Raw genomic sequence first — 12,912 nt, 5'->3', positions numbered from 1 at the left:
TTTTTTTAATGCTTTCTATTAACAAACCTGGCGGAAGACTCCACAAATCTTCCGAATGGTTCAGCAAAAGGAAGGACGGCAATCGAACTGACGACATTGAACACGAGACTGAAATGGGCCAGCTGCAAATCAGGCTCGGCTGCAAAATGCTCTGCAATACCGCTGCAGAAAGCAATAAATGGATAAAAGGCAGCGACTCCAAGGACATTGAGCCAGACATGGGCATAGGCTGTCAGTTTGGCTTCATGCCCGGCTCCGGCTGATGCCATCAAACCGGTGATGCACGTTCCGATATTAGCTCCGAGAATGTAGGCTATGCCGGCGCTGAGAGTCAGTAGGTCTGCATTCATAAAGCTCATAATGATGCCTGCGGCTGCAGCGCTTGAGTGAATGATGGCAGTCAAAACTGTGCCGCCAAGCACTCCTGCAAACGCATGGGTGTTTGAATACAGCAGCAGTTCACTTACGGTCTCAAGGTGCGATAGAGGTTCTGCAAGCTTGCCAAACCCGGACATGGATAAAAACAGCAGGCCAAGCCCGGAAAGAATTCCGCTGATCCTGAGAAGGGACTGCCTTTTCATCATCGCACCCGCTAAAAAGAAAAGTAATCCCCCGCCTATCATGGGGAAAATCAGTGATCCAAGGTCCAGTGTGATCAGCTGAGTCGTAAAAGTCGACCCGATATTCGTTCCCAATATGATGCCGATGGTTTGTCTGAATGTAATGATACCCGCAGAGACCAGCCCGATCACAATGACCATAACAGCTGAACTGCTCTGCAGAATACCGGTAAAAACAATGCCTGCAAGAAACGCTTTGAACGGGTGATCTATACAGGCAAACACCCAGCTTCTCATAGTGCTTCCTGATAAAATGGAAAGACCGTTTTTAAGTATTTGCATACCTGTCAGAAAGAAAAGTAAATACAGCAAAAAGAACATTGCAGCCGCCATGTGCTCACCTCTTCTTCACACTATATGGACAAGCGCGCAGAATCATGACAGAAATACTATGGACAAACGATTGTTCTTTAGAAGTTTTTTTATATAAGTTGACCTCTGAGGCACGTTATATTATAATGGCAAAGTACATGTTTTCTTTAAACATGTTTATTAAACAGATGATGTCGATTGGTTGTATTCGGAGGGAGGGAATAAGAATGTCAAAAACGGTCGTTCGTAAAAACGAGTCGCTTGAGGACGCTCTTCGTCGCTTCAAACGTACAGTATCAAAAAGCGGTACTATACAAGAAGCTAGAAAGCGCGAATTCTATGAAAAACCTAGCGTAAAACGTAAGAAAAAGTCTGAAGCTGCTAGAAAACGCAAATTCTAAAGAGGGTGGATTTATGAGTCTTCTTGAGCGTTTGAATCAAGATATGAAACAAGCGATGAAGAACAAAGAGAAGGACAAACTGGCTGTTATCCGTATGGTGAAAGCCTCATTACAGAATGAAGCCATCAAACTGGGTAAACAGGAGTTGTCTGCTGAAGAGGAACTGACTGTGTTTTCTCGCGAATTAAAGCAACGTAAAGACTCCCTCCAGGAATTCAGTAAAGCTGATCGCTTAGATTTAGTTGAAAAGACACAGGCTGAACTTGATATCTTAACTGTATACATGCCTAAGCAGCTGACAGAGGAAGAACTTACAGCTATCGTTCAGGAAACGATTGCTGAAGTGAATGCTGTGTCAAAAGCAGACATGGGTAAAGTTATGGCTGCCATCATGCCTAAGGTTAAAGGTAAGGCTGACGGTGCGCTTGTCAATAAAACTGTAGCTGGACAGCTATCATAAAAACCGGAAAAACACCCTGTTCATTTGAACAGGGTGTTTTTTAGCAGAATTTTTAATAAAAATGAAACCTATACTTAAGTAGAAACGTATTACTGATAGACTGCAGATGAAAGGGGGCCAGCTGAACATTGAAGAGTCATCATAACCGTCTATTTCATATCTTTTTCGGCATTGTTCTTTTCCTTTCGCTTTTTGGAAGTGCATATATGCCTGCAGCTGACAATTCAGCAGATAAAGTTGCGGTTATCCCCATTGAAGAGACGGTTGAAAAAGGATTGTCGCAGTTTATCAAGAGATCGTTTAAGGAAGCTGCTGCTGCAAATGCAGACCATATCATTTTAGACATCAATACTCCAGGGGGAGCGGTTGATGCCGCTCTTGAAATTGCTGATACAATCAGAGGGTCGAACATCCCTGTAACCGCTTTTATTGACCGCAGGGCGCTGTCTGCCGGAGCGTATATTGCCCTGAATGCAGATCAGATTTATATGGTTCCCGGTGCGAAAATGGGATCTGCCGCTATCATTGATCTTGAAGGCAATACAGCAGATAAAAAGGCAGAATCGCTCTGGCTTGCGGAAATGAAGGAATCAGCTGAGCAAAATAACCGGAATGCCAAATATGCCCTTGCCATGGCAGATCCTGATGTGGATGTGCCTGAGTACGGAGCCGGAAAAGGTGATCTTCTGACACTGAATTCGGAGCAGGCGCTTGAGGTCGGTTATTCTGAGGGAACGGCTGAAAATCTGGACAGTTTGCTCCAAAAGCTGAATCTTGCCTCAGCAGAAGTCATTGATATTGAAGTAAGCTTTGCCGAGAAGGTCGCGCGGTTTGTCACAAACCCGATTGTCATCCCTATTCTGCTCTCTATTGGAAGCCTCGGGCTAATTGTTGAGCTTTACAGTCCAGGTTTCGGACTGCCGGGAATTATGGGACTGTCTTCGCTCTTCCTATTCTTCTACGGACACTATATTGCAGGGCTTGCCGGGCTTGAGACCATCATTCTTTTTGCCGCCGGAATCATTCTTGTGGCAGCTGAGTTTTTCGTCCCGGGAGGCATAATAGGATTTATTGGTTTTGGAGCAATCCTGCTCAGTTTCTTCATCGCAACAGATGACATAGGCTATATGGCCTTTTCGCTTGGGATTGCGCTTTTAGTTGCCGTATCGGCAGCCATCATATTTGTAAAGGTGTTTGGAAAACGTATGAATATCTTTAAAAAACTCATATTGCGTGATTCAACCAATACGGAAAGCGGATATGTTTCGAACCGCAGCAGGCTCGAGCTGATCGGCAAGACGGGTGTGGCACTAACTTCAATGAGGCCTTCGGGCACAGCTCTGATCGAAGATGAGCGCATTGATGTGGTGACAGAAGGAACGTTTATTGCAAAAGATCAGAAAGTAAAGGTTATTAAGGTAGAGGGCTCCCGGGTCGTCGTAAGAGAAATCATTTAATTGAAGGAGGAACAAAATGGATCCATCATTGCTGCTCACGTTAGGCTTAATTGTTATAGGTGTCATTGTACTTGGTGTTTTATTTACCTTTGTGCCGATTACACTGTGGATTTCAGCACTTGCTGCAGGGGTAAGAATCAGTATTTTCACCCTGATCGGGATGAGGCTTCGCCGAGTAAGTCCGAACAGAATCATTAATCCGCTCATTAAAGCACATAAGGCTGGACTTGGAGTAACCATCAATCAGCTTGAAAGCCATTATCTTGCCGGAGGGAATGTAGACCGGGTTGTAAATGCTTTGATCGCAGCTGAGCGCGCCAACATCGAACTGACATTTGAGCGCTGTGCAGCCATTGACCTGGCTGGACGCGATGTTCTTGAAGCTGTACAGATGAGTGTTAATCCAAAAGTGATTGAAACGCCGTTTATTGCAGGGGTTGCTATGGACGGAATCGAAGTAAAAGCAAAAGCGCGCATCACAGTCCGTGCAAACATTGAAAGACTTGTCGGGGGTGCCGGCGAAGACACCATTATTGCACGGGTAGGAGAAGGAATCGTCAGTACGATCGGTTCTTCTGACAACCATAAAAAAGTTCTTGAAAACCCGGATAGGATTTCTCAGACGGTATTAAACAAAGGACTTGATTCAGGGACTGCTTTTGAAATTCTGTCGATCGATATCGCAGATGTGGATATTGGCAAAAACATCGGGGCGATTCTGCAGACTGATCAGGCTGAAGCAGATAAGAAAATTGCCCAGGCAAAAGCTGAAGAACGCCGTGCGATGGCGGTCGCTCTTGAACAGGAAATGAATGCCAGAACGCAGGAAATGAGAGCGAAGGTTGTGGAGGCAGAGGCTACAGTTCCTCTCGCGATGGCAGAAGCACTGCGCAATGGGAAAATCGGCGTGATGGACTATATGAATTTTGAAAATATACATGCTGATACAGGCATGAGAGATTCGATCGGAAAGCTTTCGAAAGATCAGCCTGATCATGAAGAGTAGGAATCAGCCCAAATCAGGAGGTGCTGATGGATGCAATGGATTGATTTTCTTTTAAACAACCCTCTTGTGATAGCAGGTCTTATCTTCGCCATTTCTTCCCTGTTCGGAAAAAAAGCGAGAGATAAAAAAGCAGAAGCGCAGCGTGATCGAAAAAGAAAACCTGCTACTGTACAAAATACTGCCGCGCCGAATAGAGCGGAGGCTGAAAAGCCGGGCAGGGAATCGTTTGAAGAAGCAAAGGACCGAATGAAAGAAGCTGTTAAAACAATTGAAGCAAGATATCAGTCTGCTAAAAGCACCTTGCCGAATGCGGACGAAGATGCCGCTTCAAGGAATGTGACGGAATTAAAGGAGCAGGCGGATCTGTTTGTGCAGCAGACGGCTCAGAAGGCTCCTGCTGCACCTAAGAAAACACCTGCAGCTGCAAGAGATGATATTGTCCGGGGCATTATCTGGAGCGAAATCATCGGACCGCCGCGTTCTAAAAAGCCGCACAGGGCAGCAAGGCGGCAACTTTAAAAAAATGTGTTAGAACCCCCTTTAAACTCATACATATGAGATGAGAGGGGGTTCTTTTTTATGGCGAAAAAATGGCGGCAGAACGTTGCGAAATGGATCACGCGAACAATTGAAATACCCCAGGATGTCATGATGGATCTTCCCCGCATCACCATGATCGGCCAGATACATATTTATATAGAAAATCACAGAGGGCTGCTTACATTTACAGACAATGAGCTGAGGCTTCTGTTAAAACAGGGTCAGCTTCAAATAAAGGGAGAAGCTTTTGTCATAAAAACCATTCTGCCTGAAGAGATTCTTCTGCAGGGGAAAATTGATCAGGTCAATTACTTGGAACAATCTTAAAAATCGGGGGATGACGATGAAAAATCAATGGATGCATTTCTTTTACGGCGTGATAAAAGTAACAGCAGCGGGAAGAGGAACGGAACGGTTTGTAAATGACTGCATCAGACAGGGAATCCCTGTCTGGAATGTGAGAAAAGAAGAGAATGGACTCTCTTTTTTTATTCGCCTGAAAGATGTACATGCCTTGAGGCGGGCGGCAAGAAAAAGCGAATGCAAATGTTCGCTGCAAAAGGTGTCGGGACTGCCGTTTCTAATCCAGAAATCATTGAAAAACAGCGGCTTTGTTATCGGATTCACTCTGTTCTTTGCTGTCATCCTGCTCCTCTCCAATATGATTTGGGGAATCGATGTAAAAGGCGCAAAGCCGAGCACGGAGCATAAAATCATGAAAGAGCTGGATGCAATGGGGGTGAAAACAGGAAGGCTGCAGTTCATGACGCTTGATCCTGATTCCATCCAGAAAAAGCTGACAGACAATATCAGTGAATTGACATGGGTGGGTGTTGAACTCAGGGGAACGCATTTTCATTTTGAGGTGGTCGAAAAGAATGAACCCGAAAAAACAGCAGAAGCAGGCCCTCAGCATATTGTAGCGAAAAAGAAAGCGGTCATTACAAAGATGTATGTTGAAAAAGGACAGCCTTCCGTGACCATTCATGATCATGTTGAAAAAGGGCAGCTGCTCGTATCAGGCTTAATCGGAGGCGAAAAAAAGAAGCAGCTTGTTGCGGCTAAAGCGGAAATTCTGGGTGAAACATGGTATAGATCGGAAATAACTGTGCCAAAAAAACAAACCTTTCAGCTTTTTTCAGGCAGCGAAGTCAGAAAAACGTACCTTTCAGTTGGGTCAGCCGATCTCCAGATTTGGGGATTTAATCAGGACCTGTATGCAAAATATGAAGAGGAAAATGATATCAGGCCGCTCCGGTTTTTAAAATGGACTCTCCCGCTTGGATTCGGCCAGAAGATCTACCGTGAAAAAGAAGTCTATGAAAAACAATATACAGAGGAAGAGGCGCGCGCTGCCGCGATTGATCAGGGCAAAAAAGAGCTGCTTGGACAATTAGGAGAAGATGCAGAGGTAAAGGGTCAAAAAGTTTTGCACCAGACGAACGAGAATGGTAAAGTAAAACTAACAGTGCTCTACCAAGTTATAGAAAATATCGTAAAAACAACACCAATTGTTCAGGGAGACTAAATCATGCCAGAAGAACTCATTACGATAAATCTGCAAGTCGAAAATCCAAACGAAGCAGCATCTCTTTTTGGAAACAATGATGTACACCTGAAGCGGATGGAAGATGAGCTGTCCGTTACAATTGTATCAAGAGGCGAAGCTGTCTATGTAAATGGAGAAGAAGAGAATGCAAATATAGCTGGTGATGTGCTTGCGTCGCTTCAGGTTCTTCTGAAAAGAGGAATAGCCATCAGCGAACGCGACGTCATCTATGGCATTGAAATGGCTAAAAAACACAAGCTTGATGAATTTGAAGCTCTTTATGTTGAGGAAGTAAGCAAAAATGCTCAGGGGAAATCCATCAGAGTCAAAACTCTCGGGCAAAGACATTATGTGTCTTCTATCCGAAACAAGGACCTGATATTCGGCATCGGCCCTGCAGGAACAGGCAAAACGTATCTCGCCGTTGTGATGGCGGTCAGCGCACTTAAGAATAATCAAGTAAAGCGGATCATTCTCACGCGGCCGGCTGTTGAAGCAGGAGAAAGTCTTGGCTTCCTGCCTGGAGACCTCAAAGAAAAAGTAGACCCTTACTTACGCCCTCTTTATGATGCGCTTAACGATGTTCTCGGAGCGGAACATACGCAGCGGCTGATTGAGAGAGGCACCATCGAAATTGCGCCTCTTGCCTATATGAGAGGAAGAACGCTTGATGATGCTTTTGTTATTTTGGATGAAGCCCAAAATACAACACCTGCACAGATGAAAATGTTTTTAACAAGACTCGGATTTGGTTCGAAAATGGTCATTACCGGCGATATTACACAGGTTGACCTGCCGAGAGGCGTCCAGTCGGGTCTTGCTGCAGCAAGGGATACACTGAATTCTGTAAGCGGTATAGCGTTTAATGAATTGCAGCAGTCAGACGTCGTGCGCCATCCGCTTGTAGCGAAAATCATTGAAGCATATGACAAGACAAAGTGACCCGGGCGCCCGTTTTCGGGTCACTTTTTTCAGGAATGCAAAGGGGAGCGGGGGGTGATGTTATGAAAACAAAGCGAAGTGCTAAGCTCAGTCAGCTCATTGAAACGTTAAAGCATTATAAGTTTATACATATTTCCATGTATTTTTTGCTTGCTGCTGTCATTTTTGTCTCCCTTTACAGCAATGTAAAGCCGGAAACGGTTGATGTTGAACTTTTTACTTACTCTGATCAGACAATCATAGCTCCGACTCAGGCGGAAGATACGTTTGAAACTGAGAGCAAACGGCAGGAAGCATACGATGCCGTTCAAGATGAATATGTCCTGAGAAAAGATTATGTTGTAAACCGCGTAGAAGTCATAACATCGATCTTTGACTTTGTAAAAGAAACAAACAAAGAGGCTGCAGATGAAATGAAGCTGCAGAATGAAAATGTGACAGAAGGCGAAGAAGCCTACACAGTATCAATTGAAGAAAAACTCATTCGGCTGAAGGACAAGCTTACAGAAGATATCCGAGAAAAAATTTCAGATGATACATTCACCGCTCTCCTTGAATCCTCGGAGAATGAGCTGAATATAGCCAAGGATGCAGCGGTCACGGCAGTCAACCGGGTGATGAGCGAGGAAATTCCGCTGCAGAAGCAGGATGAGGCAAAGGATCTGGTTGAAGAGGACCTTACATCCTCGAATTTAAGGGCGGACTTACTGAAAGCAGCGATTGAACTCGGAAGATATGCCGTTATTGCGAACTATGTCTTTGATCTTGATGCGACGGAAGAGAAAAAGCAGCAGGCATACGATGATGTCAATGAAGTACAGATTAAACAGGGACAGATTCTTGTTGAAGAAGGCGGTTACATCAGCAGGGATATCTACCGCAAACTTGATCTTGTAGGTCTTCTCGACAATAAGCTTGCTTTGAAGCCGTTTGCCGGTCTGCTGCTGATGATCCTTCTGATCCTTGCGGCGCTCATTTATTATTTTGAGGCTCCTGACAGACAGCCGCACAGAAAAAATCACTCTCTCATTCTGTATGTCCTGATATTCAGCATTACCATCCTGCTGATTAAAATTATCAGCTTCTTTCAGGAAATCAATTATAATAACGTAGGGTATCTCGTTCCTGTCGCTATGGGTGCCATGCTGATCAAGCTGCTTCTCCATGAGAGACTGGCCATTTTGACAAGCATTATCTTTGCTGTATGCGGCAGCATTATCTTTAATGAAGGCGTAACGGGGACGTTCAATTTCACGATCGGCATCTACTTCCTGTTCGGCAGTATAGCAGGCGTCCTCTTTTTGAACGAGCAGAATGTCAGGTCAAGAATTTTGCAGACGGGATTGTTTGTGGCGCTGATCAACATCATGATCATCACAGCGATCACCTTGATACAAAACGGAAGCTACTCAAATATTGAGTTGGGCTCTTATTTCATAATGGCTCTTGCTTCCGGACTCATATCGTCTGTTCTGACAATTGGATTCATGCCGTTTTTTGAAACGGGTTTCGGAATTCTCTCGACAATGAAACTGATTGAGCTGTCGAACCCGAATCATCCTCTGCTCAGAAAAATTCTGACTGAAACACCAGGGACGTATCATCACAGTGTCATGGTCGCAAATCTTTCAGAAGCAGCGTGCGAGGCAATCGGTGCGAATGGACTGCTTGCCCGCGTGGGAGCCTATTACCATGATATCGGAAAAACAAAACGGCCTCAGTACTTTATTGAGAATCAGATGAATATTGAAAATCCGCATGATAAACTGTCTCCCCAGCTAAGTAAAAATGTGATTATCGCACATGCTTCAGACGGTGCGGAAATGCTCAGGAAACACAAAATGCCCAAAGAGTTTGTGGATATTGCAGAACAGCATCACGGGACAACCCTGCTGAAGTTTTTCTATCATAAAGCGAAGCAGAACCACCCTGATATATACGAAGAAGAGTTCAGATATCCCGGACCGAAGCCGCAGACAAAAGAAATCGCGATTATTTCGATTGCAGACAGTGTAGAGGCTGCGGTAAGATCCATGTCGAGTCCGACACCGGATAAAATTGAAAAGCTGATACGCGGAATCATTGCGGACAGGCTTCAGGACCATCAGCTGAACGAGTGTGATCTGACTCTGAGGGAACTGGATATCATTGCGAAATCATTCAGCGAAACATTAAAGGGGATATTTCACTCAAGAATTGAATATCCGGAAATTACAAAACAGAAGGTGAAACAGGCATGAACAGAATGATAATCGATATGGAGGATGAAACAGAACAGCTCTCACAAGACCAGCTTTCTATGGTCGAAAACCTGCTGCAGCACGCGGCTCAAACTGAGAACGTGCCTCAGGATGCAGAGCTTTCTGTTACGTTCACAGACAATCAGAGAATTCAGGAAGTAAATAGAGAGTACCGGAACAAAGATCAGGTAACGGACGTCATTTCTTTTGCGATGGAAGAGCTGGGCGAAGGCGAGGTTTCGATCGTCGGCGGGGAAGATATGCCCCGCATCCTCGGGGATATCATCATTTCAGTGCCCCGTGCAAAGGAACAGGCGGAAGAATACGGTCATTCTTTTACAAGAGAGCTAGGATTTCTGGCTGTTCACGGCCTTCTTCATTTGCTGGGATATGACCACATGACAGAAGAAGATGAAAAAAAGATGTTCGGCAAACAAAAGGATATTCTCGATGCGTATGGACTTAAAAGAGAAGTCTGAGCGTGAACGGTTTTTAAAAAGTTTTTATTATGCTTGGCAGGGGATAAAGATGACCCTGATTCATGAGCGGAACTTTCAGATTCATGCTTTTGTATGTCTGATCGTGACGGGGGCCGGGCTGTACTTTCACCTGTCTGCCGGCGAGTGGATCATCATTCTTTTCCTTATGGGCGGAATGCTCTCGCTTGAGCTCATGAATACGGCGGTAGAGCGTGTTGTTGACCTTGTAACCGCCGACTATCACCCGCTTGCAAAGGCAGCCAAAGACGCAGCAGCCGGCGCTGTTTTGATTTATGCCATTCTTGCGGTTATGATAGGGTTACTCATTTTCTTTCCAAAGATCCTTTAAGTTATGAGAAAATTCTTACAATTAAATTACATTTGCGGCAATCAGGTGAAATTTCATTCCGGCAGAGGTAAAATAGAAGTACACAGAGCCGCTTAAGAAAGGGAGAATAGCATTGAACTCAGAACAACTCATCAAAGAAGCAATAGCAGCTCGGGAAATGGCATATGTTCCTTATTCCAAATTCCAGGTTGGTGCTGCTCTATTAACAAAAGACGGAAAAGTGTACAGAGGCTGCAATATTGAAAATGCCTCATACGGCATGACGAACTGTGCAGAACGGACAGCGCTTTTTAAGGCTGTATCAGAAGGCGACAAGGAGTTTGCGGCCATTGCCATCGTAGCAGATACGGAGGGCCCTGTGTCCCCGTGCGGTGCGTGCAGGCAGGTCATCTCAGAATTGTGTCCGAGAGACATGAAAGTAATACTGACAAATTTAAAAGGCGACGTAAAAGAATGGACAGTTGCTGAATTATTGCCCGGGGCATTTTCATCGGAGGATTTGAATGAGTAAAAATGAATATAAGTCAGGTTTTGTTTCCATTATCGGCAGACCGAACGTTGGGAAATCAACATTTTTAAACCGCGTGATCGGACAGAAAATCGCGATTATGAGCGACAAACCACAGACAACACGTAATAAAATACAAGGCGTATATACAACAAACGAATCTCAGATTGTGTTCATAGACACACCTGGAATCCATAAACCAAAGCACAAACTGGGCGATTTTATGATGAAGGTAGCCCAGAATACGCTTAAGGAAGTCGATGTCGTCTTATTTATGATCAATGCAGAAGAAGGCTATGGCCGCGGAGATGAATTTATCATTGAAAAACTTCAGCATACAAAGACACCTGTTTTCCTGATCATTAATAAGATAGACCAGATCCATCCGGATCAGCTTCTTCCGCTGATTGACCAGTACCGCGCATTCTATCCCTTCAAGGAAATTATTCCGATTTCAGCTCTTCAGGGCAATAATGTGGACACTCTTCTTGAACAGATTGAATCTTATCTTCCAGCGGGACCGCAGTACTATCCTGCCGATCAGGTGACAGATCATCCTGAACGGTTCATTATTTCTGAGCTTATCAGGGAAAAAGTGCTGCATTTAACACGCGAAGAAATTCCCCACTCGGTTGCAGTGGTGATTGATGCGATTGAAAGACGCGACAACAATCAGTCCATTTACGTAAGTGCAACCGTTATTGTCGAACGTGATTCTCAAAAAGGAATTGTCATCGGCAAACAGGGAAAAATGCTCAAGGAAGTAGGCCAGCGGGCTAGGGCAGATATTGAAGCGCTGCTTGGGACGAAAGTATTTTTAGAGCTTTGGGTGAAAGTGCAGAAAGACTGGCGCAATAAAATGAATCAGCTCAGAGACTTCGGTTTCAGAGAAGATGAATATTAAAAGCTCCTTGAAATTAACAAATTTTATCTAACATGAAACGAAGGATGTTCGGTCAAGATAACGGTATAGAATTGGATAACAGCTTGCTTCTCTTAACAACTGAAAGGCGGGGTTAACATGCTTGATTTTACCTGGAAAGTGTTTATTCAGACAGGTAATATTGATACCTATCTTCTTTTTAAGGAAATGGAAAAAGATACTGGTGACGGACCCGATTTACATGATCATGAGCTGACAGAAGCGGACTTTCCAATTTCGTGATCTGACCGAATCCTTCTGGATGGTGAGAATGATTGCTTCAAAAATGCGAAGGCATTGTGATACGCACAAATGATTATGGTGAAACAAACAAGATTGTGACACTCTATACCCGTGAGCTTGGAAAAGTGGGCGTTATGGCGAGAGGCGCTAAAAAGCCGAACAGCCGCCTGACTGCTTCTACACAGTTATTCACTTACGGGTATTTTTTATTTCAAAAATCAACAGGTCTCGGCGGTCTTCAGCAGGGAGAAACAATAGCATCAATGAGAGGCATCAGGGAAGATATTTTTCTGACGGCATATGCATCCTATATGGCGGAGCTGCTTGATAAAAGCACGGAGCAAAATGATCCTAATCCCTTTCTTTTTGAGCTTTTCAGCCAGTCTCTCAAGCTTTTGAATGAAGGAGTGGACCCGGATGTTCTGCTTCACATTTTCGAGATGAAAATGCTGAATGTTCTTGGTCTTTATCCTCAGCTTGACTCTTGCGTCAACTGCGGAAGCAGAGATGGAACGTTTCATTTTTCCATTCGGGAAAACGGCTTTTTGTGCCACCGCTGCTTTGAAATGGACCCTTACAGACTCAAGATCTCGCAGGGAACCGCCAAGCTGCTGAGGCTGTTTTATTATTTTGATCTGGAAAGGCTTGGGCAAGTGTCTTTAAAACCCGAAACGAAGGCGGAGCTGAAAATGGTCATCCATACATACTACAGCGAGTACTCAGGCCTTTTTCTTAAATCCAAGCGTTTCCTTGATCAGATGGACGCGCTGCGTGGCAAGCTTTCGGATTAACGGGCCTATTGACTTTGAGCTTGCATTCAGGTTATGATGCTAATAATTATATGGAGCTGCTATGAAGGAAAAAGAGTATTTGCTGCAGTTGTG

The 12,912-nt window shown here is 44.5% G+C and carries 16 protein-coding genes; 15 read left to right on the top strand and 1 reads right to left on the bottom strand.

The genetic code is table 11. From position 1 onward, the window contains the following. Positions 1 to 5 precede the first annotated feature (5 nt). Complete coding sequence (locus AZ46_RS10050) at positions 6 to 953, bottom strand: Na/Pi symporter (protein WP_029279566.1); 948 nt, start codon at positions 951 to 953, stop codon at positions 6 to 8. A gap of 206 nt (positions 954 to 1,159) precedes the next feature. On the opposite strand from AZ46_RS10050, the gene rpsU reads away from it, so the two are divergent. The 15 genes from rpsU (at position 1,160) to recO (ending at position 12,819) form a co-directional block, all read left to right on the top strand. Continuing rightward, complete coding sequence (rpsU, locus tag AZ46_RS10045) at positions 1,160 to 1,333, top strand: 30S ribosomal protein S21 (protein ID WP_015595024.1); 174 nt, start codon at positions 1,160 to 1,162, stop codon at positions 1,331 to 1,333. A 13-nt stretch (positions 1,334 to 1,346) separates the two neighbouring features. Beyond that, complete coding sequence (locus AZ46_RS10040) at positions 1,347 to 1,793, top strand: GatB/YqeY domain-containing protein (RefSeq protein ID WP_029279574.1); 447 nt, start codon at positions 1,347 to 1,349, stop codon at positions 1,791 to 1,793. A gap of 158 nt (positions 1,794 to 1,951) precedes the next feature. Beyond that, on the top strand, positions 1,952 to 3,250 hold the full coding sequence (locus AZ46_RS10035) for an NfeD family protein (protein ID WP_029279576.1): 1,299 nt from the start codon (positions 1,952 to 1,954) through the stop codon (positions 3,248 to 3,250). Between the two features lie 16 nt (positions 3,251 to 3,266). After that, positions 3,267 to 4,256 carry a flotillin-like protein FloA gene (gene floA, locus AZ46_RS10030; RefSeq protein ID WP_029279578.1) on the top strand — a complete coding sequence of 330 codons (990 nt, stop codon included), beginning with the start codon at positions 3,267 to 3,269 and terminating at the stop codon, positions 4,254 to 4,256. A gap of 30 nt (positions 4,257 to 4,286) precedes the next feature. Further along, the gene (locus tag AZ46_RS10025) at positions 4,287 to 4,775 is read left to right on the top strand and encodes a hypothetical protein (protein ID WP_029279580.1); all 489 of its coding nucleotides are present in this window, start codon (positions 4,287 to 4,289) and stop codon (positions 4,773 to 4,775) included. A gap of 60 nt (positions 4,776 to 4,835) precedes the next feature. Further along, positions 4,836 to 5,123, top strand: a complete 288-nt coding sequence (gene yqfC / locus AZ46_RS10020) for a sporulation protein YqfC (protein ID WP_029279581.1) — start codon at positions 4,836 to 4,838, stop codon at positions 5,121 to 5,123. A 16-nt stretch (positions 5,124 to 5,139) separates the two neighbouring features. Then, on the top strand, positions 5,140 to 6,324 hold the full coding sequence (gene yqfD, locus AZ46_RS10015; protein ID WP_029279582.1) for a sporulation protein YqfD: 1,185 nt from the start codon (positions 5,140 to 5,142) through the stop codon (positions 6,322 to 6,324). 3 nt (positions 6,325 to 6,327) lie between these two features. Continuing rightward, positions 6,328 to 7,287, top strand: a complete 960-nt coding sequence (locus AZ46_RS10010; protein ID WP_029279584.1) for a PhoH family protein — start codon at positions 6,328 to 6,330, stop codon at positions 7,285 to 7,287. 62 nt (positions 7,288 to 7,349) lie between these two features. Beyond that, positions 7,350 to 9,527, top strand: a complete 2,178-nt coding sequence (locus tag AZ46_RS10005; protein ID WP_029279585.1) for an HD family phosphohydrolase — start codon at positions 7,350 to 7,352, stop codon at positions 9,525 to 9,527. A gap of 5 nt (positions 9,528 to 9,532) precedes the next feature. Further along, a complete protein-coding gene (gene ybeY, locus AZ46_RS10000) occupies positions 9,533 to 10,006 on the top strand; it encodes an rRNA maturation RNase YbeY (protein WP_029279587.1) in 474 nt (157 codons plus the stop codon). Beyond that, positions 9,978 to 10,355 (top strand): diacylglycerol kinase family protein, encoded by a 378-nt coding sequence (locus AZ46_RS09995; RefSeq protein WP_029279589.1) that lies wholly within the window; start codon positions 9,978 to 9,980, stop codon positions 10,353 to 10,355. Before ybeY ends, AZ46_RS09995 begins: the two co-directional genes overlap by 29 nt. A 112-nt stretch (positions 10,356 to 10,467) precedes the next feature. Continuing rightward, complete coding sequence (locus tag AZ46_RS09990; RefSeq protein WP_029279591.1) at positions 10,468 to 10,866, top strand: cytidine deaminase; 399 nt, start codon at positions 10,468 to 10,470, stop codon at positions 10,864 to 10,866. Continuing rightward, positions 10,859 to 11,767 carry a GTPase Era gene (gene era / locus AZ46_RS09985; protein WP_029279593.1) on the top strand — a complete coding sequence of 303 codons (909 nt, stop codon included), beginning with the start codon at positions 10,859 to 10,861 and terminating at the stop codon, positions 11,765 to 11,767. The genes AZ46_RS09990 and era overlap by 8 nt, the downstream gene beginning before the upstream one ends. A 117-nt stretch (positions 11,768 to 11,884) precedes the next feature. Beyond that, positions 11,885 to 12,028 (top strand): YqzL family protein, encoded by a 144-nt coding sequence (locus AZ46_RS21510; RefSeq protein WP_081414167.1) that lies wholly within the window; start codon positions 11,885 to 11,887, stop codon positions 12,026 to 12,028. A 32-nt stretch (positions 12,029 to 12,060) separates the two neighbouring features. After that, positions 12,061 to 12,819: a DNA repair protein RecO gene (gene recO / locus AZ46_RS09980; RefSeq protein ID WP_029279595.1), complete on the top strand. Its 759-nt coding sequence runs from the start codon at positions 12,061 to 12,063 to the stop codon at positions 12,817 to 12,819. Positions 12,820 to 12,912 lie beyond the last annotated feature (93 nt).

The sequence above is a fragment of the Metabacillus indicus LMG 22858 genome, from assembly GCF_000708755.2.
In the GTDB taxonomy this organism is placed as follows: Bacteria; Bacillota; Bacilli; order Bacillales; family Bacillaceae; genus Bacillus_P; species Bacillus_P indicus.
The sequence above is the reverse complement of the archived record's forward strand: the minus strand, read 5'-3'. Positions and strand labels throughout refer to the sequence as shown.

Coding starts and splice junctions, on each gene's coding strand:
- AZ46_RS21510 (WP_081414167.1), top strand. CDS start 11,885: ATGCTTGATTTTACCTGGAAAGTGTTTATTCAGACAGGTAATATTGAT.
- AZ46_RS10005 (WP_029279585.1), top strand. CDS start 7,350: ATGAAAACAAAGCGAAGTGCTAAGCTCAGTCAGCTCATTGAAACGTTA.
- AZ46_RS10010 (WP_029279584.1), top strand. CDS start 6,328: ATGCCAGAAGAACTCATTACGATAAATCTGCAAGTCGAAAATCCAAAC.
- AZ46_RS10040 (WP_029279574.1), top strand. CDS start 1,347: ATGAGTCTTCTTGAGCGTTTGAATCAAGATATGAAACAAGCGATGAAG.
- floA (WP_029279578.1), top strand. CDS start 3,267: ATGGATCCATCATTGCTGCTCACGTTAGGCTTAATTGTTATAGGTGTC.
- ybeY (WP_029279587.1), top strand. CDS start 9,533: ATGATAATCGATATGGAGGATGAAACAGAACAGCTCTCACAAGACCAG.
- yqfC (WP_029279581.1), top strand. CDS start 4,836: ATGGCGAAAAAATGGCGGCAGAACGTTGCGAAATGGATCACGCGAACA.
- rpsU (WP_015595024.1), top strand. CDS start 1,160: ATGTCAAAAACGGTCGTTCGTAAAAACGAGTCGCTTGAGGACGCTCTT.
- AZ46_RS09995 (WP_029279589.1), top strand. CDS start 9,978: ATGCGTATGGACTTAAAAGAGAAGTCTGAGCGTGAACGGTTTTTAAAA.
- yqfD (WP_029279582.1), top strand. CDS start 5,140: ATGAAAAATCAATGGATGCATTTCTTTTACGGCGTGATAAAAGTAACA.
- AZ46_RS10050 (WP_029279566.1), bottom strand. CDS start 953: ATGGCGGCTGCAATGTTCTTTTTGCTGTATTTACTTTTCTTTCTGACA.
- era (WP_029279593.1), top strand. CDS start 10,859: ATGAGTAAAAATGAATATAAGTCAGGTTTTGTTTCCATTATCGGCAGA.
- AZ46_RS10025 (WP_029279580.1), top strand. CDS start 4,287: ATGCAATGGATTGATTTTCTTTTAAACAACCCTCTTGTGATAGCAGGT.